Below are 24,577 nucleotides of genomic sequence, written 5' to 3'. Positions count from 1 at the left end.
ACTGCATTTTCTATCGCATGCTTAGTCACATCCTCCATAACATGCCAGCAATTCCCCTCCAAGACAAGACATTATATGTCAACATTTGAAGCTATTGACTTAACCCCCATTCAATTAGAGAGGTCTTAGTCAATATGTTTTTTATTATATAAGCAGATAAACCTATCCTTGGCTTATGTACCGAAAATTCCCTAACTCATAAGACCTTAAAAAATTTGAGAAAACAATATAATTCAAAGTTATCAAGCCGTTCGTTTCCAGACACATAGAGTGAAATATTCATTAGTGACGTCTACGGCTATGTTAAGAGACTCTTTCTGACCGGCCGCATCAATGTAAGTTCCCTCAGTAAGCGCCAGCGGGCCACTTTTCTGATTATCTGTTCCATGCGTTGTTGTTGGATCCCAAGTGGCGCCGGGAGATCTATCACCTGAACGGTGCCAGTGGGGAGGCAGATTATCAGCTTCGAGTTTTACCTTATTACTGCCGCCAGTCACGCCATACTGAGAACCAATTCTGACAACCCTATCAGCAAAGGTTTCGCTTAAGTCAGTCCATGTCTGCCAGGGGAACCGCTCCGCTGGACTTTGCTCGCCAGAGACAACAATTCCGACATAAAAAATGGCGTCAACAATTGCCCTGTAGGCCGCTCCGTCGCTGTTGAGCCCCAGCACCTTCAGGGCTTCGGATGTGTCGCTCAGATCGGAAAGATTATTTTCTTTCTGAAGTGCGCCGGTAATGCGCGAGTCATCCCCCGCAGCTACCGTCTCCGCATCGGTGCCTACATTCCGTGTCGCTGAGTTCCCCAGCCCCAGATTCTCCCTGGCCTTTTTGGTATCGTTTAAATCAGAAAGATTTTGTGCTCGCCGCAGATAGCGTTTATCACCTGTCTCCTGCGTGAGTGCGGCAAGCGCCGGATCGATAACAAGCTGCACGCTTGAGCTGTGCGTCAGCGTCAACACCAGCGTCAGAATGATCTCTTTGATGATGGAATCAGATTGTGCCGGGAGGTATGTCGCCGGATATGTGCCGTAAGCGATGAGCGTACCCTTAGCGCTGACCAGCCCCGCTTCTCTGAGCGTTTTACCTGGATAATCCTGGCAGTTGATAACGATCTGACCGCTGATAAACCCCTCATAGCTTGAATCAGAGTCAAAGGTTTCACGGCCAAACTGTCCAAAAAGCGCCGTCACCGCCGTCAGGTCATCGGGATCGGTCGGCAATGTCACGCCTCCGCCATCGCCGATCAGCACGGAGGTAATATCCACCACCTCCCCCGCCTGATACGCGGCCTCGATTTCGGCGGCGCCCGCCGTGGTTAGTGTCAGTCCCGTGGCCATTATGCCTCCTCATTTTTTGTTTCTGGCTCAATGCCGTACACACTGGCAAGGCGATCATAAAAATCATCACTTACGGTCTTGCGGTCAGCATCGATATCGCCTTCATCAAGATAAATCACGCCGGCGAACTGAAGCCGGTTCAGGTGCTCAAGGAAAAACGCATCGGTCTGGCAAAAGTCGATCAGGCTTTTTAATTGATTGAATGTTTTCATAATTTATTCGTTATCCAGTTGCCGGGTAAATCGTCGTAATCGTCCAGGCCCACGCAGGCATAAAACGCGTAATAGTGCGCGGTGACGTTCGGCACCTTGTCCATAAATACCTGGCCTTTGCCGGCCAGTAATGCGCAGCTCCTGAATATTGCCGTTGTGGTGACAATCTCGGGGTAACTCGCAAGATTGAATATCGTGTTAACGTCGCTGCGTAATGACGCGCAGCCGTCAAAGAGATAACCCACCGTCGTTACCGCCGTGGTGTTGAGAAATCCCGCCCCGACGACTTCCAGCGCACTACATTCCGAAAAGACATTCGTGAATACCGTGGCACTTATGCTGGCGGCAAAAAGACCGGCTGGCACTGAGCGCAGGTTTTTACAGCCCCTGAAAGTCTGGCCATAAGAGGTCACCAGCGGGTTGCCGCTGAACAGGTTTTCCGGTATTTCCTCCACGCCGGTATTCTGGAACGTGGCGCCAAACGAGGTAATAAGCGAGCAGGACGCGAACAGCGTCGGCGGAATATTTACCAGTGAGGTGCAACCGTAGAACGTCGATCCGGCGCCGGACAGCAGAATGTTGTTTTTCAGCAAATCGCCGGGCAATGCAGCCAGTGAGGTACAACCCGAGAATGTCAGTGTTAACGAAGTGAGATTGATGCAACCATCAAGCAGGCCGGACGGTAGCGCGATCAGTGCGCTGCAATCACGGAATGTCGATCCCATACCTTTCAGAGATACCATGTCACTGAACAGTTCTTTTGGCAGTCCAACCAACGCAGAGCACTTGTCGAACAAGAAATCGACGGCTGTCACTTTAGCGCAACCGGCAAACATATCTCCCGCGAGAGAAACCAGAGCGCGGCAACCTGAAAACGTATAGCCCAGGCTGGTTAACGCGGTACATCCCCGAAATGCGCCGTTCCCCACAGAAACCAGCGAAGTACAGTTTACAAAAGCGTATGTGAATGTCGTTATCAGCGCTTTCTCAGCAAAAGCGTCAGCATCAATTTTCGTGAGCGATCCACAGTTAGCAAAAGCGTATGAGAAAGTGGTGACTTTCGCGCAGTCAGTAAAAGACGGGAGCTCCGTCAGGCTGCTGCACCCATAAAACGTACTGGCAAAGGTCGTCACCTCTACACAGCCGCTGAAAATATCTTTCGCTACAGTTTCAAGAGAGCGGCAGCTGTAAAATGCAGAGGCGAATGTCTGCGCCTGGCTGCACCCGGCAAATAAACCCGCGCCGACCGTTTTCAGCGAACTGCAACCAGAAAAGACCGTGCCGAAATAGGTCACTTTCGACAGACCAGCAAACAGACCGGCAGGAACAGAAAGAAGCTGCGAACAGCCAGTGAATGCACCGCCAAAATGATTCGCTTCAGAACATGTTTTAAACAGGTTGGCGGGAATTGCCGTCAGTGCCGTACAATTCTGGAATACGCCGGTGAACGCGCCGCCCGGAACATCCGCAAACATATCAGCAGGCAAGACAAGAAGATTTTTACACGCCCTGAAGCTATAAGAGAATGTCCCTGCTGAACCGCATCCTGTAAATATTCCCGTGCCGATATTTGCAAGCATTGAGCAACCATCAAACGCGTAACTGAAATTCACCGCAGATACACAGCGGTGGAACAGATTATTGCCGATACTGATCAGGCCGGTGCAGCCTGCAAATACCGATGAGAAGTCGATCGCATCGGGCTGGTTTGCAAATAGCCCCGATGGAACCTCAGTAAGCGATGTACACCCTCTGAATGCGTCTGAAAAATCCTCTATCTTCATGCGAGAAAACAACGATGCCGGAATACCTGTAAGCGACGAGCAGTTGGTAAAAATATTTTTGCAGTTATTCACGTTTGGCAAATCGTCAAATGCTCCGGGACGAATAGCCATTAATCCGGTGGTATCCAAAGCGAACCCTGAAAGATGACCTCTTTCCCCTGTAACACTAATCAATTCCACAACAGAGTTCAGTTTCGAAGAATAGTTAGATAAACGGCTGCGCAGACAGGCGGTTTCCGTGTTCTTAACCGTGATGGTGTATTCCTTTCCCTGTACTAATTCACGTGTAGGAATAACCCAACCTGAAGCTTCACTGGCGGGATCGAAACGGTAGTCCCGGCTGTCAATGCCGTCGCCATAGTCAACCGTGAAACCCTCGTCTATATGAGCAAAGAATATTGGCCTGGTTGCACTGTCGATGCGGGTGATGAACTTCATCACCGCGACCACTTTCACACTGATCACCGCACTGACGCCATTAGTCGTCGTAACGGTGACCGAACAGGTACCTCGCTTCATGCCCGTAACCAGAATATCGCCGTTTACTATCCGGGCGGTCGCGATTGTTTGATCCGATGTAGTTACCGTAAAGGTTTTATCTTCCGCGTATTCGGGGAGAATTGTCACCGTGACCGTTTCCGCGTCACCGGGGGCCAGATTCAGCTCGTAGCGGGATAAAACCACCTGCAACGGGACAAAGCGCGGCGTGATTTTCTCCGTGGCGTAAATGTAACCGGCCGCATACGAGGTTCCCTGAAGTCGGCCAAATACATGAACGGAAAACCAGCTGCGCAGATTCCTGGCGCGCAGCACCGCCAGTTTTAGATCCTGCTGGTCGTATTCCGTCACCGGCAAATCGTTCTGATACACGTTCAGGCGAAAGGTATACGGATCCCCTTTCGGGTTCTGATTGAACCATTCAACAATATCCGTCCCGAAAGGACTGTCCACCAGGGCATGACGGACGGCGGCGACCGTACCACGATGGCGGTGGATGTAGTGGGCGCGCTTGATCGCATCGCGTTTCTTTTGTTCTGACCAGTTAATATTCCAGGTATCAACCTGATATTCCCACGCCAGCCACGGCAGCAGCGCCAGCGGGCAACTGTCCGGATCTTTAACCCAACGAATCAGATATACAGGCAACCTTTCCAGCGCTGCGGCGCTGGCTCTGTCGATGGCCCGCTCCACGGCGGTGGCGTTGGGGGGCAGAATGCTGGCGGGATAATTAGCGGTCATGGTCCATCACCACAAGATTGATTTTAACGGAGGTGCAATGCGGGGCTTCGCCCATCGTCGCAACGACGTCGGCGACGGGTGAATGCAAATCGACGGTGACAACGCCGTCCTGATGCAGCGCCCCGTCTATGCCTGACCGTGCAGCGGTTGCGTTGATAAGATGCACAGAGGCAGTGTATTCGTTCAGTGCTGCGGTGGCTTTTTCCAGCACCGTGGCGGTGTCCACGCCATAAGGGACGTAAATATCAGCAACCACCTGATAACTCACAATCACAGCGGAGCGGACATAATCAGCCACATAATCCGTAATCGGACGCACGTCTTCCGGGTTTACCGCTGACAGGACTTTATCAAGCAGCGCCTGCGGGGCAGTCCCATCTCCGGTACGTGACAGCACGTAGAGAAAAACGCGTCCTTCCTGGTTATGGGTTTCAGGGCCATAGGCGCGCACATCGAGCACATCCGCATCCGCACCTCGCGCAAAATAGTGATAGGCATTTCTGGCGCCCGCCGTGCTCAGGCGAGCCCATGAGAGCAGCGTGCGGCCGCGCAGCTCTTCGTCGTTTTCATATACTGCGTCCGCCTCGTCGGTGGCTTCGGTAATCAGCAGGCGTTCAGTGTCAAAATTCCCAGCGACCTGATCGAGATCCGCCCCCAGGGCGCTGGAAAGCAGCACCGCGCGCACGGCTTCATTGATACGTTGCAGCAGATGGATCTCGCGATAGGTGAAGGCCTGAGCCAGTGCAGCCATCGGTTCAGATTCCAGCAGCAGCGCAGCAGACACTGAAGCCTGAAGTTCCGCAGGCATGGCCGCCACGATAAGCGCCCGGATATCAGCCAGCACCGTTTCAAAATCGGGCACCTCGACGATATCAGGCTGTGGGATCTGAGATAAATCGACGGACGTTTGCACACTAGCTCCTTAGCCTGATGGTGTTACTGGTTTCTGTCATGGTTTCCGTGATAGTGCCGGTCAGTTCAGCAGTCACCGCGCCTGTTTCTGAAAACACCACATTGACGGTGGTCAGACTGATCCGCGGCTCCCACTGCGCCAGCGCAATAGCGGTGGCGCCCATCAGTTGCATGCGGGTGACGGTGTTCTGTGGCGCATCGAGTAGATCAGGTACCACACTGCCAAAGTCCCGGCGCATCACACGGGAGCCTGTTGGCGTGGTGAGGATTTTTGTCACGGACTGCCAGAGCTGATCGTGATCGGTCAGCGCGCCGGTGCCTTCCGGGTTCATCCCGGTATAACTGGCTGTCATTGCGGACCTCCCGTGGTACTCCCGCCAGACTGCACGCCACCGTGTTTATGTTCGTGTACGGTGATCCCGTTTGACTGCAACACGCCGCCGGAGTGGATCACATCACCGGCCATCGTGCCACCGTGGGTCAGCTCGAAAGTGCGCGTTTTGAGGTGGTTTGTGCATTCCACCTCCGGCGTGTCCAGCGTGACGCGGGTCTCGGCCTGGATATGCGCGGTTTTAATGCCGGTCACGGCCAGCGCTCCGGCATCGGCGGCGGCGTCGTAATGCAGGCGCGCGCCATCCGGTGCGGTGATGCTTATTTCCAGCAGGCTGCTGCCCGTTGGCGGGTTATCTGCGCTGTATGCAGAGCCAATCACAAACGCGTTTTCAGGGTTGCCACCCGGACAACCGATCCAGACCTGCTCCCCTATCGAGGGCGGCAGCCAGATGCTGAATGCCCCGGCGCGGGTCACGTTCCAGCGGATCCAGGTGGTCAGCAGTCTGCCGGAGCGAACGCGCACCGCTTTCTTGTCGGCGCTGATTTGTTCCACCACACCCTGGCGCAGAATGTTTTCCAGCAGGCGCATCAGCTCGGCATTCATGACGCACCGCCCAGACTGCTGATAACAGCGTTTTCCGTAGCGATAAGGTCTGCCGGAGTCATGCCCAGCAGCTCGCGCGCCGGGTACTGCGCGTAAGCGCCCGGGCCAACTTCGTCTTTGAGGCCATACTGGTGAATACGGGCAATGCGCGCAGCGATGCCGTCAAATCCTACGGTGACGCCGCCCGCGTCCGGCCTGACTTTCATAAAACGCAGGGTGCGCAGGCGGGTAAACATCGGCGCTTTTTTTGTCTCTGAATGCGTCGCAGATTGCGTTTTGATTTCCAGATACCGCTCGATATCGGCCCGGTAGAAGGTGCGGATATCCCGGCGCTTCTCGTCAAAACCCTTGATTGTCCGGCCATATCTCCCGCGCCCGCCGCGCCAGTTTTTCAGCGCCCGCACCTCGTTATTCCAGACGAACTTGATCCCCTGCTGGGTGCGGTAAACTTTGCGGCGGCGCACGGCATAGCCGCTACCGTCCGGGTTTTTCTGTGACGCGATGCGACGCTGCTGGCTGCGGCGCACTGCCAGGCCAATTTTGCGCGCGGTACGGGTGCGCCCCGCCGGGCTGACGCCGTCGAGAATGTCCTGAAAGACCTGATCCAGCTCGCTGAACATGCGATCGCTCACGCTCCGCCCTCCTGAAGCATGCCTTCAAATACCAGCCCCCAGCCAGAGGCGTGAGGGGCCAGCACGCGCGGGCGCGGCTCCGGCAAATGCTCAGCATACGGCACGCCGTTTTCATCCAGCTGCACCAGTACCCGCTGACGCACCGGCAGCTCAAACATCAGATCGGCGGTGTCATCGTTGTTAATCAGCGTGGTGAATTTAATCTGCTGGTTTTTATCGGGGTTCAGCAGCAGATCGGGCTGATTAAACCAGAGCCAGGCCATCAGCGGCAGCGTGAAGTCGTCAATACTCCCGGCGTAGTTCATGACGAACAGCACCAGAGAATAGCGGTACATGAATGACGGCGTTTCACCGGTGGTTTCAATGCCACCCTCTTCAACAAACACCGTCCAGGCCTCCGGGTTCGCCCGGCACCAGGTGTTTGCTTTCTCAATGGCGGCGCGGAGTGTGTTTATCTTCAGCATTTATGGCTCCTTTCGGGTGTTCTGGCGCAGGCTGTCCCACTGGCGGATCACCGCTTTGTCAGCATTGCAGGCATCAAGTGCATCCATCAGCCTGTCGCTGAATATTGCCACCGCGCCCCAGGTCACCGGCTCATCCAGCGCCGGGCGCGGCGTCTCTTCGGTCAGGCTCTCCGGGACGGGTTCACGGTTCAGCTGAATGACCGTCGCGGGCGGTGCGTTTTTGCAGGCTGCGGCTGATAACGTCAGGCACAGGAGCAGCAGCGCACGTGTCACCATTGATCGCGGCCTGCATGGCTTCACGTCGGCGCTCCCCTTCTGCATTACGCTGTTGCTCACGGACTTTCACCTCTGCCAGTAATTTGTGGGTCTGTATGGCGGTCGCCTTCACTTCCTGAATAACCTGGTCGTAACCGGTCGCCGTTTCGGTCAGCAGCTTGTTGCGGGTCCGGGCCTCGCTCAGCTGGTCGGTCTGCCACCAGACAGCAGCCAGAAGGATAAGCATCACAATCGCGCTGCCCGCCCTCATGACGGCGTACTCAGGCCCAGCAGGCACCAGGCCTTAAAATCGTTGCGCCGGTTAACCAAGCCGGGGGAGCGCTTACCGCCCGCATTGACAAAATCAGTCAGCCTGTTGCACATCTGCGGCCATTGCCTGGCCTGAGCATGCTTCCAGATCGTGGTCCTCTGCTTGCGTCCGTTTTTATCGGTGAACCACATCAGCCCGGTGCAGCCCAGATTCAGAGCGGCATCCGTCATGGCCTCAAAGGTGTACTGGGGCATGTCGGCGCCGTGGAAATTGTTATTGATGCAGTTTTCTGCCCGTTGCAGATCGTTGATCCAGCGCCGCGCTATTTCCTGGTTGCTGTATTCGCGGTTTTCCACGCCGCCCGTGGAGCCGATACCAATAGTCAGAGCACCCGCCGTGCAGTAATAAGGCGTGCTGCGGCAGTCTTCCCAACCGGCAATTTTCTGCTGCCCTTCTTTCGTCGTTCTGACGCTTCCGGGTGCCAGTGAAATGCCCAGGGCCACAATGACCGCAATCGAACATTTTTTGATGATGTTCTTCATGTCGGGTTATCCCCGTGCAGTTGCTCCAGCAACTGCCGTTCGCGGTCCGACAGGTTGCGGGTTTCCGCCTGGCGGAGAATCTGCTCTATCAAATCGTTACGGCGCTGGCTGGCCTGCTCAATGCGGCGGCGGTGAATCACCAGCCGGACGGCGGAAACAATCCCCAGAAGAAGGCCAGCCAGCGCCAGCTTTTCGCTGACGGTCATGACGCCCACGCCGGTCACCAGGGCGGATGTTGCAAACGCAAAATATTCGTTAATACGATCCAGAGTCATTCCCATAACTGGACGGTTACCCGTTCCACCTCGCTGGTTATCACGGGCATTTCGATCTCCTGCCCGGCATTCAAAAAAATCTGGTTACTCAGTCCCGGATTAGCTTCGAGCACCTTCTCCGTGACACCTGCGGTTTTGCCGTAATGACGCCAGCAGAGCTGATCAACCGTGTCGTTTTGCAGCGCCCTGACTTTCATCAGAACAGCTCCGCATAAATACGGGCTTCTTCCCGAATGTCCGCGATACTCCAGCGCCCGTCCCGCCAGAGATCATCGATCTGCCTGTCCAGAGCCTCCGCATCCTTGTCGCCCTTAGGCGTGGTGCCAACGTCCCTGTAACCTTCCAGTACGCTGGCGCGCGTGAAGGAGTAGACCGCACGCCGGAAGCGATAGACTTTTGCGCTTTCGCCGTTAATCTGCTCGACAGATTCACCGGTGGAAGTCAGCAGGACGGAAGCCAGCGATTCCACTCCTTCCGCTTCCCTTTGCTTCCGCCAGTCCTTCAGTTGATCCGCGACGTGCAGCGCGGCCTCCGTAGCCATATGCATCAATCGGGAAGTCGTAATATCACCGGCGATGCGGGCCGCGAGGCGCAGATCGTGGAGTTTTACCGTAGGCCAGAAAGTACCGACGGCAATCTGTGCGCCGCCGTCGTCCACGTCCGTCACATCACTCTCAGCAGGTCTGACGGGGCGCTGCGCGATAAAACTCATCGTCGTTTCTCCGGTAGGTCAGGCGGTGGGCTCCCGGTAAAAAGACCGCAGAACGGGCAGATCGCCGGGCGCGCCGCCTGTGGCGCGGGGCCAGTTCATTACGCTCAGGCGTTTACTTTGTGGCGGGTTTCGTTGTCTTTTTTGCCGCCGTTTTGCGGATAGCTTTTTGGGTGCCGGCCGCCGTTTTCGTCTGCTTGCGCGTTCGTGTTGCTTTTTCTGCTGCGGGTGTTTCGGTTGCCGCTGTATCCCTGGATGAAGGCTCATCTTCCGCATCACCTCCCGCGGCGCTGGTCTGCGGTATCTTCTTCAGGGTGCTGACCAGAGAGGATATCTCCCGTTTCACACCGGAACCCGGGTTCAGGCTCATGGCTTCCCGGAAGAGTTTCAGCGCTTCGCCTTTGGTTTCCGCGTCTTCCGTGTCCCGACGGCAAAACGCCCTCACCTTGCACAGCTTCGCGCGGACCTCATCAGGCATATCACTGTCAGCCACAATGTCGGCCAGCTCGTCCAGCATGGGGATATAGCCTGACAAATCGGCTCCGGCGTCCGTGGTGGCGAGGTTCAGAATGGGATTGCAGATTTCCTCGGTCAGTACCGTGGGTGCTGGGCGGCGATAGTTGTCATCCGGCATGCTCAGGCCATGCTTAACGACATAGCGCCCGATACGCAGCGCCAGCGCATAGTCGGAGCAGTCCACCGCCCACACCATCAGCGTGGTGATGACCGGATCCGCGCGCCCGCTGTCGCCCTCGATCGTGCCGTCAATCCATCCCTGAAACTCAGGAAGGATGCTGGCCTTTACAGCGGCCTTCGCCTGGCGGGACTGGATCTGGCTTAGCGAAGATTTATGCATATGCAGGCGAAAGAGGATCTGCTCATGCGCGGTGCGCGTCTCCGCGTCACGCTCATCACTGATGCCCCGCCTCTCTGCCATAACCTTCTGAAAGTGTCTTTGTGCCGGTGTCAGCATGGGTTCATTCTCCTGGGCGGGCTTGCTGCCCGCCATGTGATGGGGATTATCAGGCGAATGTCACGCCGTCGATCATGGCAATCATGCCGTACTCTTCAATGACATAGTCATCATTGCTGGACTGGTAAGTCGCCACGCGGTTGTAGTGCGGCTCTTCCCGGATAGAGCGACGCAGGGAGCCTTTCTGGTAGTACACAGAGAGGTTTTTAAGGTTGGTGATCAGCACTACATCTTCAGGAATACCCGGGACAAAGACCGTCGGCAGACCGCCGATCTTTTCCTGGCTGACAATGAGCTGCGCGGCCAGCAGTTCGGTATTCGGATTGGTCTGGCTGAGCGCGTTCACTTTCGGCAGGTTCACTTTCAGCAGCAGATCGGACGAGAGCACAGTCACCAGACCGGGAGCGCGGCGGAACCAGGGATCCATAAGGCTGTGGCGTGCATCGAGCACGGCGGCATCAATATTGCCGTAGGTGCCTGACGCAATTACCGCGTTATTCTCATCACGGGAAGTCAGCGTGATACCTGGCATAATGCGCTGCGGCGCTTCATTGCGGATCTTTTGCAGCCAGCCAACGCCGCAATCCTGCAATAACGGATAGGTCGTGCGGTCGGAGTTTTCAGAGTAATGCGTGCCATTAAAGCCAATCATCTGGCGATCCAGCCCCAACTGACGGGCCATTGCATTACTGATTAATGACTGAAATTCAGGGTGACCGGCCCACGCGTCCAGCTCCGCATACGAAAGCGCATAGTCATAGTTGGTTTTGCGGCAGTGGTAGTTCTGCGGCTCTTTGTTATGGTTCGGTGCAGGGTTACGGCGGTTGGTGCCGTCCGAGCTGTTATTGGTGCTCGCCATCGGTCCCTTACTGCCAATTTTTACTTTCTGCCCTTCCTGCTCTTTAACCCCAAAGTGGTTAACCAGTTTCATGAAGTCATCCGACTCCATGGCGGCCTGTTCCAGTTTTTGCTGGATAGTCGGATCGACGCTGAAACGATTGGCAACGGCTGAGGGTGAGACACCGTTCAGATGTGCCTGGCGCACAATGTACTTATCAAATAGTTCGCGGGTCTGGTTTTCCATGGTTACCTCTTAGAAGTCTGCAAGCTGCGCGCTGCTGTTGCCGGTTGCCGCCGGTCGTGCGCTGTAATTTTCTGCGGGCTGGAGCTGAAGCTGACCGCGCAGCTCGTTAAGTTCGCTGGTCAGTTGCTGAATGGTGGCTTTATCCTGTTGGCGGTCCTGTTCCAGGGCACTGAACCGGTCAATCTGGTCTGCCTGAGATTGAGCAACGGCTTCAACAACCTGATGCAACTGATTGAACCGCTGATCGTCGGTTTTCTGGCCTTTACCAAGGATGCCCATCACGCGGTTGAACCAGTTGACGCCCTCCTCGCTGCGATGAGCGGCCAGTTCGATCACTTCAGCTTCAAGCGCATGAGAGAACAGCGGCGCCTCGATCTGCTGGTTATTGAAGGCCATCACCTGCGCGCGCTGCTGCGCGGCAAATTTAAGGCGCTCAGTCCCCAGACTTGCCGGAGTGTCGGTCATCGCCAGGCCGACCACATACGCCTTGCCGTTAAGGGCAAACTGCGGATGCAGCTCAATACTGGAATAGATTTTTTTACCTTCATCGGTGAGCTGCTTCATTCGTGCCGACGCGTCGATCTCGGCATAGAGCGCCGTACGACCGGCCAGCGGCCCTTCGGTGATATCCTCCGCGCTTAATGCCACAACATCCCCCATGGCGCCAAAATTGCTGTCAGGAAGCATGGAGAGATAGTGCTCCACGTTTACGCGGGCGCCGTAAACGTCCGGGTTGTAGCTCGCCGCCGCATCGCGGAGGTGCTGCGGCTGGATCTCGCGCCCGTCAACGGTGGCGCCGGAAACCGCAACGCGAAACTTTTTGCGGGCGGGTTTAGTCGTGCTGGCCATGTCGTTTTATCCTGTTGATTTATGTCAGTCGCTGCATCATCGCAGAGCCTAAAAGCCCGGCGCCACGCGGTTTTGTTGTCGGAGAACGGTCAGACCTGAAAGCCCGAGCCGCGGGGATCGCGCGCAGGTAATCTCCCTGCTCAAAAGGGGGAAGTGATGATTCAGGATGCGTTTATTCGATTGAGGGCAAAGCAGCTCTACTGGCAGGGTTACCCGCCCGCCGAAATTTCGCGACTCATGGGTATCAACTCAAACACGGTTTATTCGTGGAAAAAGCGTGACGAGTGGGACGACACAACGCCTATCAAACGGGTGACGCAATCCATTGATACCCGTCTCTGCCAGCTGAGCGCGAAGGACAATAAAACCAGTGGCGATTTCAAAGAGATTGATCTGTTAACCCGGCAGTTGAAAAAGCTGGATACCGGGCAGGCCTCCACTATCACCGGCGTAAAAAAAACCAGTCGTCGCAAGAAGAAAAACCACTTCTCCGAGGAGCAGATCGAGGCGTTGCGCTTAAAAATTCTCGACTCTCTCGCATGGCATCAGCGCGGCTGGTACGAACAACGTGATCAGCGTAACCGGATGATCCTCAAATCACGGCAGATTGGGGCAACCTGGTACTTTGCCCGCGAGGCATTGCTGGGCGCACTGAGAACAGACGTTAAGCACGACTACCAGCGCAACCAAATCTTTCTGTCAGCATCACGAAAGCAGGCGCTACAGTTCCGCAACTTCATCCGCAAAGCGGCTGAAGAGGTGGACGTCGAACTTAAAGGCGGCGAGCAAATCACGCTGTCAAACGGCGCAGAGCTGCATTTTCTCGGTACGTCGGCGGCGACGGCGCAGTCGTACACCGGCCACCTGCGATTTGATGAGTTTTTCTGGACAGGAAACTTTATCAACCTGCGTAAGGTCGCCGGCGCCATGGCAACACTTAAAGGCTTAACGCGTACTTACTTCTCTACTCCATCCAGCGAAAGCCATGAAGCCTATCAGTTCTGGACCGGCGATCGATGGAATGCGAAACGGCCTAAAGCGCAGCGCGTTGACTTTGACGTGTCCTGGAAGAAAACCCATAGCGGCGTGCTTTACCCGGACAAAACGTGGCGGCAAATCGTCACTATTCAGGATGCTATTAATAACGGCTGGGACTACACCGACATTGATGAAATCCGGGACGAAAACAGCCCAGATGAATTTGAAAACCTGTACATGTGCGAGTTCGTCAAAGACGGCGAAAGCGCGTTCAATCTTAGCCAGTTACTGGGGTGCGGCGCTGACGGGTATGACGACTGGCCCGACTGGAAACCGTTCGCAAGTCGCCCTATGGGCCAACGTGAGGTGTGGCTGGGCTACGACGCCAACGGCGGCAGCGGCAATGGTGATGCCGGTGCTCTGTCCGTAACTGTCCCTCCCCTTGTGGCTGGCGGCCGGTTTCGCACGGTTGAATTGAAGCAACTGCGAGGGCTGGAGTTTGAGCAGCAGGCGGCGGTCATCAAAGAGGCTGCCGAGCGCTACAACGTCACTCACATCGCCATCGACGGACAAGGCGTCGGGGAGGCGGTCTGGCAGATTGTTAAAAACTGGTTCCCGGCGGCTATTTGCTACCAGATGAGCCTCTCTTCCAAGCGCGCCCTTGTACTCAAAATGTTGCAGGTCATCCGCGCCGGCCGCTGGGAATATGACCGCAGCGAGCAGGGTCTGGTCAGAGCCTTTAACGCTGTTCGCAAAGTTGTTACGCCCGGCGGTTTCATCACTTACGAAACGGACCGATCGCGCGGCGTAAGCCATGGTGATATGGCGTGGGCAACCATGCTTTCGATTATTAATGAACCGTTGGGCCAGGAAAGTGGCGGCGGTGGTTTCGCAATGGGATGGTAACTTTGAAAAAGAAATACGGTAAAAAGCCGATAGCCAGCACCGCCGGTTCTGACATTGCGGAGTCACTGAAGGCCGATCCCGCGTTGACAGCGTTCAGCTTTGACGGACCTTATCCCGTGCGGGATATGGCCGATTTGCTGGACAATCTCTATTGCATGGATAACGGGCGATACTATGAGACACCAGTAGATTTTTACGGACTGGCTAAAGCTCCGCGCCAGAGCGCCTGGCATGAGTCGGCGTTGTATTTCAAACGTAATGTGCTCACCGGCTGTTTTATCCCGCACAAACTGCTCAATCGCCAGACCTTTTCCGCGTTTGCGCTGGACTGGTTCACGTTTGGCAATGCCTATCTCGAATTGCCGCGTAATCGTCTGGGCGGCCCGCTTCCCTTCAAACACTCTCTTGCGAAGTACACCCGGCGCGGGAGCACAGATCTCGATCAATACTGGTTTATCCGGCGCTGGAAAGAAGAGCACACGTTCAAATCAGGAACGGTTTGTCACGTTCTGAACCCTGATATCAATCAGGAAGTCTACGGTATGCCGGAATATATGGCAGCACTGCTGGCCGCCAGCCTGGCCCACTCCGCTGACATGTTCCGTAAGCTGTACTACGACAACGGATCGCATGCTGGATGCATTGTGTATATTGGCGCCGGACAGGTTGACGATAAAAGCATGAAGGCAGTCAAAGAGACGTTGACCGGTGCGCGTGGTAAAGGCGCATTTAAAAACCTGCTGCTGCATGCGCCAGGCGGCGGCAAAGACGGCGTGCAAATCCTCCCCTTCCAGCAGATCACGGCGAAAGATGAATTTATCAACATTAAGAACGCCACCCGGGACGACATACTCGCAGCGCACCGTATCCCGCCGCAGCTGATGGGCGCCATGCCAGAGGGAAACGGATCATTTGGGGATATCGAGAAAGCCGCCCGGGTGTACGCTATCAACGAACTGACACCCGTGATGGAGGCGCTGAAGGTGGTGAACGAGTGGATCGGAGAAGAAGTGATCCGCTTTAACCCTTACGCGTTGCTTACCCCTGAGAAATAACCGCCAGAAAATTCAGTTTCTTTAAACAACATCAGCCATTTATAACAGGCCAGCGTTTTCGCGGGCCTCATCTTTTCTGCTTAAAGAATCCCGCATCAGCGCCTCTCTGCGCGTCGCTGCTTTTCCCTGCATAAGGGCATGCCTCCACCCAAAACGACCACTCACCGTGACGCAGAAACCGTGAAATTGCGTATTCTGCTGCCTTCCCTACCCTGACCCGTTTGCGGGGGCTTGCCCCCCGTCACCTGCGCGCATCTATCCTGCCGTTTTTCGTGCATGCACAAAACCCGTCACAGACCGCACCCCTCCTGGGCTTAAAGGGGGTAAAATCCATCAAAAAATGTGCGAATTTGTGCTCCCGTGTGCATCACGCTGAATATGGCCATGTATGTTTAGGAAGTGCTCTGCGTAGCAGATACAGATTTCATCTACCTATCGCTATGTTTAGAGTTCGTTCTGAGCGAGGAGCAGACGTGGGTTTGACGGAAGTTATCTAGATAAGAATGTACCGCTTTACAGAGGTAATTAAAATCCGTCAAGACGCGGTAATTATTCAATATAAATAATTACCGCGATTTAGTAAGTTAGCCAATTAATGACATCCATAGCTTACGTAGATGCGGGAACAGTTGATCATTTTTTGTCTTATACTCTTCAATAAGCATTAAGATATCTTCATCATCCAATGGCAGAATGTATCCACGATCGTCTTTGGCTGTATCTTTGCAGCTTTGATATAATTTCTCTTTATTTTCTATACTTCGACACACCAAGATCCCAACCTTCCCTCTACTAATTGAGAAACGCCCAGACAATTGATCCAGCTCTGGATTACCAACTTCTTTACCATAATTTTTACATTCAATATATATCATTGAAGAGGGATAATGCATACCAATCCATTTAAAAAAACCAAATGTAGCCTCATTGCAATATGAAATATCAATTCTTTTTCTTCCCTCATGAATCTTATGCTGCTTTGTTGGATGACAAAAAGAAGGGTAAAACAAAATTGAAAAAAGCTTTTCAATTAAGTCCTCATATTTAGTTGCATCATCCCTTCCAGGAACTATAGACTTCAATTCATCAATAAATGGTTGAAAATCTACTTTAGGGGATTCGTTTTCCATTTCAGCAAAATCAGAGTGTGGTAATGGTTCAGAAGGAGAATCATTTTTCCTCACTCTATATTCATCAAGAACATGAGGATACTTAAGCGTTTGCTCAACGATCGCAAGCTTGTCTTTCCCATATTTATCCATTAGACTTTTTTTAGTTACCCTATGCTTACCATTCTTCAATAACTGAATCAGTTCTGAGCCAGCTTTTAAATGTTGTTTTTGCATCTCAGGTAGTAAAAAATGCCTATAGTACTCATCATGCTGATATGTTATTTGATGCCTTACAATGATTTTCGGAACAAGGATTACTTTACCTTCATTAGTCATAGGCAACGACACATATCCTTGTTCCCATTTTTCTTCTCTTGGATTCCAGATAGGCCCAGATGGAATGTTAGCAGTTAATTCAATACCATAATAATTGCAAATGTCTTGTGTATATTTTATTAATGGACCTCTTAAAATGTTTGAAACGGCATCAGAAATCATATCAGTTCCAATACCTTCAATTAATAAAGCAGTATCTTCTAAATCCTGTAATAGACCAGATTTGGCGGCCTTACTTTTTGTTAAAGCACCCCAAACAGTCTTCGCAGCACCTTCACCAAAACCATGGCCTCTTGATTTTCCACTAGAGTATCCCAAATGATACTCATTCCTTTCGTTTAAACATGAAAGAAGATTTTGCGCTTTAATATCCTCACCTTCTTTTATTAGCTTTAGTACTGTTTCAAAATAATTTTGAAGATGAGAGGATAACTCAACACCCCAAGGCGAATTGAGAGACTTAATTGCAGCTGGATCTAAAAAAACCTCAATATCTGTATCTAAAGGAACATCTACGAAATCCAATTCCGATTGATTTCTTTTAATTCCAAAAAATTCCGAAAAACGCATATGCATTCCTCTAAAGTTTTAATGCCACGTTATTAATAAAGCATGACCAGATTCTTTGGTCAAGGAAAGCAGGTTTGACAAAAGTCGTACCACACCGCACCAGATCTTCTCTACTCTAATTAATGCAGTGTAGACATACTAACATCAGCTACTGGCACTGAGCTGCTTCGAAGATCAGGCTTTTCTCCGTACCCAGTCATTACTAGAGCAAGCCTAAACCTAGCATACTTATAGGTTACTATGTTTCTCTTACTCAAAAGCACTGATTTGCTGAGAATCCGATTGCGATCCTGCTACTGCATTTTCTGGTTCTGCTCCGACTGGATACCATGGATAAAGTCTATTAATGACGCATACTTAAGCCTTTCTTGAAGAGACTCACTGTTCGCAAAATTCACTGGCCCAATGGTTAGTTACAATACCAAAGACAATTTCCAGACGCACAGTCGGGCGCAAACGTGAAACACGGCTCGACGCCACTATCATGCACCATTCTGTTTCGACAACATGTGTACCTCTCGTACTTTTCAGCCATAGATTGTCGCCTGGGGCCGGCACTGATGGCAGATCCAGGACTATCTCAGGGCGAGTACTCTTTTTAAGCCAGGTAACGATATCTTCATGAATTTCTACAGTGAACGTGGTCATAACTTCTTCCTGATAGCCCTTTGACAGCGATCAAGCAGCTCACTTTGTTTGATTAATGATACCGGGGCGTGGTTGGCGTGTTTAAACAACCGGCGCTCCACTATTAACTCCCCTTCTCTGATGGCAAATTCCATTTCGCCACGCGACAGAATGCAACCACCTACTAATAATCTAACCTCCCCGTCACTGAGAATGATATTACGTCTATTCAGTTCGGCGATCGCATGGTCAGGCACTTCTTGCGAGATCCCGCTAATCCCTTGCTGCGGTGAGTTTCGCCCTTGACCGGTCGCTGCCGTGCCGTTCTGTTGAAGTAAAGCTGCCTCTGAATTTTTCTTTTTGAATTCCGAAGCCGCTGCGGCGTAACTGTCCGCACGCCGCAGCGCCTCGATCCGTAACTGCTCGCGCCAGCGCTGCTCTGCCTCTTCCTGCGTCAGGTTCATATCTTTCGCGGCGGTGACTTTTGGCCCCCACGCCAGCGCGGTTTCGTCATCAATCGACGAACGCAGGCCACGCGCAGTACGCGTGAAGGCTTGGTCTGAATTTTCGCGGGCGGATTTTCTTAGTCGACTGGTGATCTCCAGCCTTTGCTGGCGTGAATATCGCCTTAAATCTTCGATATTCAGCGGAAGTTCTGTCATTGAACTGTCGTCTGGCGATGTTTTATTAGCTAGTACTGCTGTTTCTGATTGTGGTTTTTCATTCCAATCGGAGCGCCCCGTACAGTTATTGACAGAACTCCAAGGGGCCGCGTCGCGGCCCTCTAAAGTCAAATTCTCGACCGGCGATGGCTTACGCTTCGGTACGATTTTGTAATCGTTGGTGCGGGTATAAATGACCGATTCACTGATCGTAAAAGGACAATAGACGCCGCTGATTTTGGCGACTGTGTCACCATAATCATTGCCGTTTTCGGTGTATTCGTAATTGAGGCGAACACGCAAACAATCGCGAGTTACAAACGGGCCGCCCTGGGCGTTGACGTATCCCGACCAGTCGGGCGCATCAGCCGCAGCGCGGGCAGCTTCAAGTTCCGGGTGCAAGACAAGCTCACGACTTCCCAGGCGCCTTAGCTCGCGCCAGGTGGATACAGGCGCGCCGCCAATCTGCTGAAACTGGCGAATACTCCAGCGTGAAGCCCACGCCCGCACGCGCTTTGCCATCTCTTTAACAGGTTTGCCTGACTCGTGATCAAACTCGCCATCCATTCCATAACCGTCGATATTTTTTGAGATGTACTTTGCGATGTATCCCGTTGCCGATCCAAACTCTTCATCAATTGGTTTGGCAGTAAAACGATACTGAGCCGCGCCGGGTTCGCTTCCATCCACCTGGAGGGCGTACTCATGAAAAATTTCAGTGGCAAGCTCCACCTCTTCCGGACGGAGAAATAACAGCAGGTGCCAGTGCGGCGTTCCGTCGTGATGTGGTTCGGCTACACGAAAACCAAATGTGCGGATGCCTTCCCTTCCCCATTTGGCGCGTACACGTGACCAGACGTTGCAAAGGTACTTTTGAGTTTTGCGTGGGCTGGCATTGCAGTATTTATCGTTGCGCTTGCCGGAATGCACATGCGTGGCGTGATAACGTGACGGTGCGGTCAACGTGTAGAACATGCCAACCAGTCCCAGCTCGTTAGCCATATCCTCAAAACCGCGCATGCGCACCATCAATTCATGACGGGCGATCTTCGGGTTGGAAACGCTGCCCATGACCTTATCGAGCAAGGAGGTACGCTCGCCAGTGTCCTGGTCTTCCAGCTCCATCGCCTGAAGGTATTCAAAGTTGGCTTTTTTTTGAGCTACCCACTCCCTGAGGCAAGGTTCAGAGCAGTAAGGGGATGCCACTTTGCTGACGTAGCTAGTGGCGATCATGAGGTGCTCACGCCAGCGGTCATGAATTTTGCGGAGCTTACTTAGCCACCACTTTTCCTTTTGAAGTCTGGCAATAACGCGCAATGCATCTTCTGCTGTCAGTACTTCATCGCAATACTGTTTCCAGCCAGAGATCGCAATGTTGAGTGAGATCGCTTTACTGGCAATGGCGCCGTAAGCGTAGATCGTGGAAAACTCCACATCTGCCGTTTTCTCGTACCGAAAATCAAACTCGCGCATAAACTCGCTTTTCATCAGATTGGCGAGCCTATAGGCCAGTCGTTTCAGGCGTTTTTTATCTGCCCAAGGCAGCAGATGAAAATCATCACGTAGCGGAAAGAGAATTGCAGGCAGATTACTTTGTGGCAAATACTGTGCGTTTACCGCATCAACGCGACGCAATACGTGGCGCTCAAACGTGTTGAATAACCAGCGTACAGCCTCTTTCGGATCCCTGCGCTCCAGAGTTTCCAGGTGCGTTGAAAAACGCTTGCGGATAAATGCCGGGAGAGCCTGGACGCGGCGACGCAAGTGACGGGCGAGCCTTGCTCGTTCAAATGCCCTGCGCGCCTCGCCATCGCGAGGTCGCAACGGTACCCGATAAACAACATCAACAAGATCGCTATAGGCGAGCGCCTTACGCTCGCCTTTGGGGGTGAGATACTCAATTGAGCTTTCTTCGGAGTCGTTGGGGTTAATTGCTTGCCTCGGGGCGCTCCAGCTCCATGCTAAAACGGTCATTAGCGCACCTCATCACCTACAGAGATCGCATTTGCCTTTATTTCGGAATCGCAAATAATGACCTTTGCGCCAATATGTCCGCAGCAGATCACATCCACGTAAACAAGCCAGTAAAGACCATTTGAGCTACGTTCAATTTTTTTTACGCGGTACACGTTAGGGTTAATAATCATTCGCATACCCCGGCATAAACGCTGCTGCATACAGTCTTATCGTTGGCGGCCGCCAGTAGATCAAACTGCACTCCGCCACGCGTGGTTAAAGCCCAGTCGCGATAAGACTCAATTCCATAAGCATCAACGGTGACAACTTCAATTCGCTTTTCAGCGCGGCGCGGGTCATGCGTGGATGGGAAGAACGTCGAATTGCCACGGCGTGAACATTCCGCTACGAGTCTTTCCCATTCAGCTACTCGGCGGACCTCTTCAGGCCAGCGCTGGAATATCTCCGCCAGTTCAGACTTACGGGCGTGAATGCAAGGCATGCAGCCGACGCGGCTACAGCCTTGCAGGTAAAGCGGGTTAGGCTTGATGCCATGACGCCGGGCAAGGGCGAACACATCTTCATGCAACCATTTAAGGATCGGGCGATATACATGCAAACCCGGTGTGTTGTCTGTGTCTTCCTCCCAGACAGGCAGCAAAGCACGTTCGGGTGATTCCTGCGCTCTGACACCCTGCCAGCTGATTACCTCGTCATATTCATCTAAGGCAGGAACAATAATCTGTGTTCTTATTGGCTCATGTTTCAGCTCAAACGTGCAGAAGCGCACCTTTGTTGAAGGGAACCGGCCTTTCCACATGCACAAATCAAGAAATGGGATACCGGTTGGGTTAAGAATCTCCAGCGCGCGATGAATGCGTTCTGCAGCCTCATCTGGCGACATTCCGCACTCCTGAACCAAAGAGACAGGCCACTTTTCAGCAATGAATTTACGTTTGCCTTCTATACGCCTGGTGAAATCAGCCTTAACGCGAATAACCTTACCTAGCTTTGATTCCAGGTAATCAAGGTATTCCATCGTTTGAGGGTGCTCATGGCCCGTATCAGCAAAGACGGAAATATGTGGAACATCGTTTTCAATGGCCCGGAGCCACTGCGCGAGGCTATCCTTTCCACCTGAAATACTGATTGTGTTAATAGTACTGGAAGCAAAGCAGCGCGGATCAATAGCTGTCATTGGCCTCATGATTTCTATCTCCGGAAATGTACAGTCATGGCTTTCACCTTTAGCGACATCCTGTAAGCAGCTGATAGATGCGAATGCATAGCAGTCCTTACAGTGATTCAATGTGAGGAGAAGTCAGGCGCTGCCAGATTTCGCAAACTTGCTCAGCCTGATAAACGGCATCGGTTAAAGCGTTGTGTGCAACCGAGCGTCGGGGGTGGGGAACGTAGCCGATGGTACCGGCAATGGTCAGCAGAGAACGGAAACAGCATTCATTCCAGAAATTCCACGGCAGCATAGGAACGCCTTCGAGCGATGAGCGTTCAAAAGCAGATTTGATGATTGGAAAATCAAACGAACCGCCCTTGCACCACACCTTCAAATGCTTTTTCATCGTTTCTGGGGATGCATCTTCAATGAATCGGGCGAAATTGATCATCACTTCAATTTCATGAGACTTTGAATTAACCAACTCGCTGATAGGTTCTTTATCCTGCCTTAGCCACCACATCACGGTGTCAGCAGAAATGTGAGCACCGCGAACCTGCGAGGTACGAGGATCAATCGTCTCGTAGAAAGATGGGCCAATCTGCCCAGTTGATGGTTCGAAAAAGACAGCACCAATAGAGCAAATTGCTGCGTTGGGTTGAGTACTGAGCGTCTCAATGTCGATCATTAAGTGATTCATGGTTGACTACCCTCACTGGTGATTGTTTCGTGGTTGGCTATCCACTGCTCAAGTGCTGAATAAATCTCTTCGGGGGTAAGGCCTTGCTCTTTCAGCAGGCCCATGCGGATGCGCAGCAATCCGAGTAAGTGGGCGCGCTCGCCTTTGCGCGCATTGGTGCTGATTCCCATAAACTCTGGATCGCTAATTCCGCCTTCCGGCTTTATTGACGTAACCGACATGCAACCTCCTGAAAAAAGCAAAACAAATCCCCGGCAAAGTGAATGCCGTTATTTTTAAATCGGATTAATTAATTGTTTGGACGCGGTTTTCTTTTAATCTGCTTAAATATCCTTTCATGCCAGTAATACATGAAATCAATAAAGGTCATTCGCGCGCGATCGTGATTACCGCGAATGGCTTTTTCGAGCCCGTAAATTATTAAATCTTTACACGGGCTTTTTGAACTAATGGTGATACGAGCACCATTTTTTAGATGTACAGTGAACCCCTGCTCGGCACTTTCCACTGCTTCTCGAATCAGCATTTCCTGTTCCCAAGATGTTTTTTCTTCGGTGAACATGGCGTACTCCGATGATCAGTTAAAGCGAGGGGGCTCCAGCCGCCAGGAGGCTTTAGCTCCCAGTTTCAGGTGTTCCAAGATCTCCGGGGTAACTTCTACGGTTACCGCCTGCGGCTGAACAAACTTCATAGCCTTCTTCAGTTGCTCAGCGTCCAGAGATAGCAGGTCGTATGGTTTAGGGATATCACCATCGGTCACGGAAATAATGATGTTGCGGAGTTCTTCAAGAGTGCATTCATCATTCTCGCCTTGAAGCATTGCGAAATGATAAAGGTGGGATACGCCGTGGCGTAAAAGCTGGAGAGAGTAATCATGATTCCATTCCAGAAACTCTTTATTGAAATGGAAGCATTGTAAAAGCGAGTTAATTTTGTCTGCATATTCGAGTTTCATTTTCGCCCCCAGAGATTAAAAAGCAATAAACCGCTTTTTACTCATGATTCTGTCAATCGTTCGGCATGCTTCTGATAAAGCAAAGTCAATGCCGTAATAATGGCCTGTGTGCGTAATTTGATAGCGCTGGCGGTTGTACGGTTTTTTGCGTGGGAGTTTCAGAATAGTAAAACCACAGTAGAGGCTGGTTTTGCTATTGAGCTGTGATACTGATCCGCGGCTACCGTTCTTCATGTTTCCTCTCCTGAAACCAGTTATCGACCTGGCTCACCAAGACCAAGCCACATCAACCAACCTTCCCTGATCTCCTTAGGACGACTTTCGTAGGCCAGTTTCATGCCGTTGTTCCAGGCTGGAAGGTAAACCCAGTATTCGCCGGCACGGCCAGAAGTAGACTGGGGATCGGTCATCTCGATTACAGGAAGCTTCCCTTTCTCGATCATTCCTCTTACCGCAGCCGGTGTTTTCCCGATGAGTCTGGCAAATTCCTGATAAGGAACCGCATCGGTCGTGCTTGTGATTTGCTTTACCATTAACATTTCCTCGTTATTCGGTTCATGGATTGCTCTTAATGGCTTATAGTTGGCTTTAGTGTTCAATACTAAACACTTAACTGTTTACATCTAAACACCATACTATTGAGATCTAAACACCATGTCAAACGCGTTAAACGAGAAAATCGTCTTAATAAGAAAGTCTGAGTATCTAAGTAGACAGCAACTCGCTGATCTAACAGGAATTCCTTATGGGACTTTAAGTTATTACGAAAGCGGACGCTCAACCCCACCAACCGACGTAATGATGAAGATTCTGCAAATACCTCAATTTACTAAATACACACTGTGGTTTATGACCGATCAGGTTTCGCCTGAAGCCGGTCAAATCGCACCGGCACTCGCACACTTTGGGCAAGACTTAACAACCTCGCAGCACTCAGACCAAAAGACTGGTTAACAATTAACCAGTCCTACATACATTTCAAATGTCTATTATTGGTCGAAAAGTATTCATCACATAATTGCAACGCGTTGAGGCCTAAAGGCAAACGCAACCATCGGAGGGTTTTCT

General features: G+C 52.2%; 29 protein-coding genes. 3 read left to right on the top strand and 26 right to left on the bottom strand.

What is annotated here, in order from left to right; translation table 11 throughout:
* Positions 1-242: 242 nt before the first annotated feature.
* From ABLV64_RS14220 to ABLV64_RS14145, 16 genes are all read right to left on the bottom strand, one after another.
* Complete coding sequence (locus tag ABLV64_RS14220; protein ID WP_196520102.1) at positions 243-1,340, bottom strand: phage tail protein; 1,098 nt, start codon at positions 1,338-1,340, stop codon at positions 243-245.
* On the bottom strand, positions 1,340-1,552 hold the full coding sequence (locus tag ABLV64_RS14215; RefSeq protein WP_196520104.1) for a hypothetical protein: 213 nt from the start codon (positions 1,550-1,552) through the stop codon (positions 1,340-1,342). The genes ABLV64_RS14220 and ABLV64_RS14215 overlap by 1 nt, the downstream gene beginning before the upstream one ends.
* The gene (locus tag ABLV64_RS14210) at positions 1,549-4,575 is read right to left on the bottom strand and encodes a phage tail protein I (RefSeq protein WP_196520106.1); all 3,027 of its coding nucleotides are present in this window, start codon (positions 4,573-4,575) and stop codon (positions 1,549-1,551) included. The genes ABLV64_RS14215 and ABLV64_RS14210 overlap by 4 nt, the downstream gene beginning before the upstream one ends.
* Positions 4,565-5,488 carry a baseplate J/gp47 family protein gene (locus ABLV64_RS14205; protein ID WP_196520108.1) on the bottom strand — a complete coding sequence of 308 codons (924 nt, stop codon included), beginning with the start codon at positions 5,486-5,488 and terminating at the stop codon, positions 4,565-4,567. Before ABLV64_RS14205 ends, ABLV64_RS14210 begins: the two co-directional genes overlap by 11 nt.
* Before the next feature lies 1 nt (position 5,489).
* The gene (locus tag ABLV64_RS14200; protein WP_004131573.1) at positions 5,490-5,840 is read right to left on the bottom strand and encodes a GPW/gp25 family protein; all 351 of its coding nucleotides are present in this window, start codon (positions 5,838-5,840) and stop codon (positions 5,490-5,492) included.
* The gene (locus ABLV64_RS14195; protein WP_049097285.1) at positions 5,837-6,424 is read right to left on the bottom strand and encodes a phage baseplate assembly protein V; all 588 of its coding nucleotides are present in this window, start codon (positions 6,422-6,424) and stop codon (positions 5,837-5,839) included. Before ABLV64_RS14195 ends, ABLV64_RS14200 begins: the two co-directional genes overlap by 4 nt.
* Positions 6,421-7,056 carry a phage virion morphogenesis protein gene (locus tag ABLV64_RS14190; protein WP_196520110.1) on the bottom strand — a complete coding sequence of 212 codons (636 nt, stop codon included), beginning with the start codon at positions 7,054-7,056 and terminating at the stop codon, positions 6,421-6,423. The genes ABLV64_RS14195 and ABLV64_RS14190 overlap by 4 nt, the downstream gene beginning before the upstream one ends.
* Positions 7,053-7,520 (bottom strand): phage tail protein, encoded by a 468-nt coding sequence (locus ABLV64_RS14185; RefSeq protein WP_196520112.1) that lies wholly within the window; start codon positions 7,518-7,520, stop codon positions 7,053-7,055. Before ABLV64_RS14185 ends, ABLV64_RS14190 begins: the two co-directional genes overlap by 4 nt.
* A complete protein-coding gene (locus tag ABLV64_RS14180; protein ID WP_196520114.1) occupies positions 7,521-7,796 on the bottom strand; it encodes a peptidase in 276 nt (91 codons plus the stop codon).
* Between the two features lie 246 nt (positions 7,797-8,042).
* Complete coding sequence (locus tag ABLV64_RS14175) at positions 8,043-8,588, bottom strand: glycoside hydrolase family protein (protein ID WP_196520116.1); 546 nt, start codon at positions 8,586-8,588, stop codon at positions 8,043-8,045.
* Positions 8,585-8,869 (bottom strand): phage tail protein, encoded by a 285-nt coding sequence (locus ABLV64_RS14170; RefSeq protein ID WP_196520118.1) that lies wholly within the window; start codon positions 8,867-8,869, stop codon positions 8,585-8,587. Before ABLV64_RS14170 ends, ABLV64_RS14175 begins: the two co-directional genes overlap by 4 nt.
* Positions 8,860-9,060 (bottom strand): tail protein X, encoded by a 201-nt coding sequence (locus ABLV64_RS14165; protein WP_004131559.1) that lies wholly within the window; start codon positions 9,058-9,060, stop codon positions 8,860-8,862. Before ABLV64_RS14165 ends, ABLV64_RS14170 begins: the two co-directional genes overlap by 10 nt.
* On the bottom strand, positions 9,060-9,575 hold the full coding sequence (locus tag ABLV64_RS14160; protein ID WP_196520119.1) for a head completion/stabilization protein: 516 nt from the start codon (positions 9,573-9,575) through the stop codon (positions 9,060-9,062). Before ABLV64_RS14160 ends, ABLV64_RS14165 begins: the two co-directional genes overlap by 1 nt.
* Positions 9,576-9,687: 112 nt before the next feature.
* On the bottom strand, positions 9,688-10,545 hold the full coding sequence (gene gpM / locus ABLV64_RS14155) for a phage terminase small subunit (RefSeq protein ID WP_196520121.1): 858 nt from the start codon (positions 10,543-10,545) through the stop codon (positions 9,688-9,690).
* 49 nt (positions 10,546-10,594) lie between these two features.
* Complete coding sequence (locus ABLV64_RS14150; protein ID WP_004213107.1) at positions 10,595-11,629, bottom strand: phage major capsid protein, P2 family; 1,035 nt, start codon at positions 11,627-11,629, stop codon at positions 10,595-10,597.
* 9 nt (positions 11,630-11,638) lie between these two features.
* Positions 11,639-12,478, bottom strand: a complete 840-nt coding sequence (locus tag ABLV64_RS14145) for a GPO family capsid scaffolding protein (protein WP_196520122.1) — start codon at positions 12,476-12,478, stop codon at positions 11,639-11,641.
* A 156-nt stretch (positions 12,479-12,634) separates the two neighbouring features.
* Between ABLV64_RS14145 and ABLV64_RS14140 the strand changes: the two genes are divergently transcribed.
* Entirely contained in the window at positions 12,635-14,362 is a 1,728-nt protein-coding gene (locus ABLV64_RS14140; protein WP_023287464.1) for a terminase family protein, read from the top strand.
* On the top strand, positions 14,356-15,417 hold the full coding sequence (locus ABLV64_RS14135; RefSeq protein ID WP_196520124.1) for a phage portal protein: 1,062 nt from the start codon (positions 14,356-14,358) through the stop codon (positions 15,415-15,417). Before ABLV64_RS14140 ends, ABLV64_RS14135 begins: the two co-directional genes overlap by 7 nt.
* A 584-nt stretch (positions 15,418-16,001) precedes the next feature.
* Here ABLV64_RS14135 and ABLV64_RS14130 read toward each other — a convergent pair.
* The 10 genes from ABLV64_RS14130 to ABLV64_RS14085 form a co-directional block, all read right to left on the bottom strand.
* The gene (locus tag ABLV64_RS14130; protein ID WP_196520126.1) at positions 16,002-17,435 is read right to left on the bottom strand and encodes a hypothetical protein; all 1,434 of its coding nucleotides are present in this window, start codon (positions 17,433-17,435) and stop codon (positions 16,002-16,004) included.
* Between the two features lie 378 nt (positions 17,436-17,813).
* The gene (locus tag ABLV64_RS14125; RefSeq protein ID WP_064392337.1) at positions 17,814-18,083 is read right to left on the bottom strand and encodes a hypothetical protein; all 270 of its coding nucleotides are present in this window, start codon (positions 18,081-18,083) and stop codon (positions 17,814-17,816) included.
* On the bottom strand, positions 18,080-20,698 hold the full coding sequence (locus ABLV64_RS14120; protein WP_196520128.1) for a replication endonuclease: 2,619 nt from the start codon (positions 20,696-20,698) through the stop codon (positions 18,080-18,082). The genes ABLV64_RS14125 and ABLV64_RS14120 overlap by 4 nt, the downstream gene beginning before the upstream one ends.
* 169 nt (positions 20,699-20,867) lie before the next feature.
* Positions 20,868-21,878 carry a phosphoadenosine phosphosulfate reductase family protein gene (locus tag ABLV64_RS14115; protein WP_348843064.1) on the bottom strand — a complete coding sequence of 337 codons (1,011 nt, stop codon included), beginning with the start codon at positions 21,876-21,878 and terminating at the stop codon, positions 20,868-20,870.
* 97 nt (positions 21,879-21,975) lie between these two features.
* Complete coding sequence (locus ABLV64_RS14110) at positions 21,976-22,542, bottom strand: 3'-5' exonuclease (protein WP_348843065.1); 567 nt, start codon at positions 22,540-22,542, stop codon at positions 21,976-21,978.
* Positions 22,543-22,550: 8 nt separating this feature from the next.
* Positions 22,551-22,775: a hypothetical protein gene (locus ABLV64_RS14105; protein ID WP_196520132.1), complete on the bottom strand. Its 225-nt coding sequence runs from the start codon at positions 22,773-22,775 to the stop codon at positions 22,551-22,553.
* Between the two features lie 68 nt (positions 22,776-22,843).
* A complete protein-coding gene (locus tag ABLV64_RS14100) occupies positions 22,844-23,116 on the bottom strand; it encodes a hypothetical protein (protein WP_117134367.1) in 273 nt (90 codons plus the stop codon).
* A 15-nt stretch (positions 23,117-23,131) separates the two neighbouring features.
* Positions 23,132-23,509 carry a hypothetical protein gene (locus tag ABLV64_RS14095; protein ID WP_112070298.1) on the bottom strand — a complete coding sequence of 126 codons (378 nt, stop codon included), beginning with the start codon at positions 23,507-23,509 and terminating at the stop codon, positions 23,132-23,134.
* 15 nt (positions 23,510-23,524) lie between these two features.
* On the bottom strand, positions 23,525-23,743 hold the full coding sequence (locus ABLV64_RS14090; RefSeq protein WP_004131515.1) for a hypothetical protein: 219 nt from the start codon (positions 23,741-23,743) through the stop codon (positions 23,525-23,527).
* A gap of 20 nt (positions 23,744-23,763) precedes the next feature.
* Positions 23,764-24,042, bottom strand: coding sequence for a regulatory phage cox family protein (locus ABLV64_RS14085; protein WP_023339925.1), 279 nt, complete (start codon positions 24,040-24,042; stop codon positions 23,764-23,766).
* A 121-nt stretch (positions 24,043-24,163) separates the two neighbouring features.
* Between ABLV64_RS14085 and ABLV64_RS14080 the strand changes: the two genes are divergently transcribed.
* Positions 24,164-24,463: a helix-turn-helix transcriptional regulator gene (locus ABLV64_RS14080; protein WP_048024533.1), complete on the top strand. Its 300-nt coding sequence runs from the start codon at positions 24,164-24,166 to the stop codon at positions 24,461-24,463.
* Positions 24,464-24,577 lie beyond the last annotated feature (114 nt).

It is taken from the genome of Klebsiella sp. JB_Kp031, from assembly GCF_040064295.1.
GTDB classification, from domain to species: domain Bacteria; phylum Pseudomonadota; class Gammaproteobacteria; order Enterobacterales; family Enterobacteriaceae; genus Klebsiella; species Klebsiella quasipneumoniae.
The sequence above is the reverse complement of the archived record's forward strand: the minus strand, read 5'-3'. Positions and strand labels throughout refer to the sequence as shown.

Excerpts from the sequence above, each read along its gene's own strand:
- ABLV64_RS14220 (WP_196520102.1), bottom strand. The coding sequence starts at position 1,340 with ATGGCCACGGGACTGACACTAACCACGGCGGGCGCCGCCGAAATCGAG.
- ABLV64_RS14215 (WP_196520104.1), bottom strand. The coding sequence starts at position 1,552 with ATGAAAACATTCAATCAATTAAAAAGCCTGATCGACTTTTGCCAGACC.
- ABLV64_RS14210 (WP_196520106.1), bottom strand. The coding sequence starts at position 4,575 with ATGACCGCTAATTATCCCGCCAGCATTCTGCCCCCCAACGCCACCGCC.
- ABLV64_RS14200 (WP_004131573.1), bottom strand. The coding sequence starts at position 5,840 with ATGACAGCCAGTTATACCGGGATGAACCCGGAAGGCACCGGCGCGCTG.
- ABLV64_RS14195 (WP_049097285.1), bottom strand. The coding sequence starts at position 6,424 with ATGAATGCCGAGCTGATGCGCCTGCTGGAAAACATTCTGCGCCAGGGT.
- ABLV64_RS14185 (WP_196520112.1), bottom strand. The coding sequence starts at position 7,520 with ATGCTGAAGATAAACACACTCCGCGCCGCCATTGAGAAAGCAAACACC.
- ABLV64_RS14180 (WP_196520114.1), bottom strand. The coding sequence starts at position 7,796 with ATGGTGACACGTGCGCTGCTGCTCCTGTGCCTGACGTTATCAGCCGCA.
- ABLV64_RS14175 (WP_196520116.1), bottom strand. The coding sequence starts at position 8,588 with ATGAAGAACATCATCAAAAAATGTTCGATTGCGGTCATTGTGGCCCTG.
- ABLV64_RS14170 (WP_196520118.1), bottom strand. The coding sequence starts at position 8,869 with ATGGGAATGACTCTGGATCGTATTAACGAATATTTTGCGTTTGCAACA.
- ABLV64_RS14165 (WP_004131559.1), bottom strand. The coding sequence starts at position 9,060 with ATGAAAGTCAGGGCGCTGCAAAACGACACGGTTGATCAGCTCTGCTGG.
- ABLV64_RS14160 (WP_196520119.1), bottom strand. The coding sequence starts at position 9,575 with ATGAGTTTTATCGCGCAGCGCCCCGTCAGACCTGCTGAGAGTGATGTG.
- gpM (WP_196520121.1), bottom strand. The coding sequence starts at position 10,545 with ATGCTGACACCGGCACAAAGACACTTTCAGAAGGTTATGGCAGAGAGG.
- ABLV64_RS14150 (WP_004213107.1), bottom strand. The coding sequence starts at position 11,629 with ATGGAAAACCAGACCCGCGAACTATTTGATAAGTACATTGTGCGCCAG.
- ABLV64_RS14145 (WP_196520122.1), bottom strand. The coding sequence starts at position 12,478 with ATGGCCAGCACGACTAAACCCGCCCGCAAAAAGTTTCGCGTTGCGGTT.
- ABLV64_RS14140 (WP_023287464.1), top strand. The coding sequence starts at position 12,635 with ATGATTCAGGATGCGTTTATTCGATTGAGGGCAAAGCAGCTCTACTGG.
- ABLV64_RS14135 (WP_196520124.1), top strand. The coding sequence starts at position 14,356 with ATGGTAACTTTGAAAAAGAAATACGGTAAAAAGCCGATAGCCAGCACC.
- ABLV64_RS14130 (WP_196520126.1), bottom strand. The coding sequence starts at position 17,435 with ATGCGTTTTTCGGAATTTTTTGGAATTAAAAGAAATCAATCGGAATTG.
- ABLV64_RS14125 (WP_064392337.1), bottom strand. The coding sequence starts at position 18,083 with ATGACCACGTTCACTGTAGAAATTCATGAAGATATCGTTACCTGGCTT.
- ABLV64_RS14120 (WP_196520128.1), bottom strand. The coding sequence starts at position 20,698 with ATGACCGTTTTAGCATGGAGCTGGAGCGCCCCGAGGCAAGCAATTAAC.
- ABLV64_RS14115 (WP_348843064.1), bottom strand. The coding sequence starts at position 21,878 with ATGACAGCTATTGATCCGCGCTGCTTTGCTTCCAGTACTATTAACACA.
- ABLV64_RS14110 (WP_348843065.1), bottom strand. The coding sequence starts at position 22,542 with ATGATCGACATTGAGACGCTCAGTACTCAACCCAACGCAGCAATTTGC.
- ABLV64_RS14105 (WP_196520132.1), bottom strand. The coding sequence starts at position 22,775 with ATGTCGGTTACGTCAATAAAGCCGGAAGGCGGAATTAGCGATCCAGAG.
- ABLV64_RS14100 (WP_117134367.1), bottom strand. The coding sequence starts at position 23,116 with ATGTTCACCGAAGAAAAAACATCTTGGGAACAGGAAATGCTGATTCGA.
- ABLV64_RS14095 (WP_112070298.1), bottom strand. The coding sequence starts at position 23,509 with ATGAAACTCGAATATGCAGACAAAATTAACTCGCTTTTACAATGCTTC.
- ABLV64_RS14090 (WP_004131515.1), bottom strand. The coding sequence starts at position 23,743 with ATGAAGAACGGTAGCCGCGGATCAGTATCACAGCTCAATAGCAAAACC.
- ABLV64_RS14085 (WP_023339925.1), bottom strand. The coding sequence starts at position 24,042 with ATGGTAAAGCAAATCACAAGCACGACCGATGCGGTTCCTTATCAGGAA.
- ABLV64_RS14080 (WP_048024533.1), top strand. The coding sequence starts at position 24,164 with ATGTCAAACGCGTTAAACGAGAAAATCGTCTTAATAAGAAAGTCTGAG.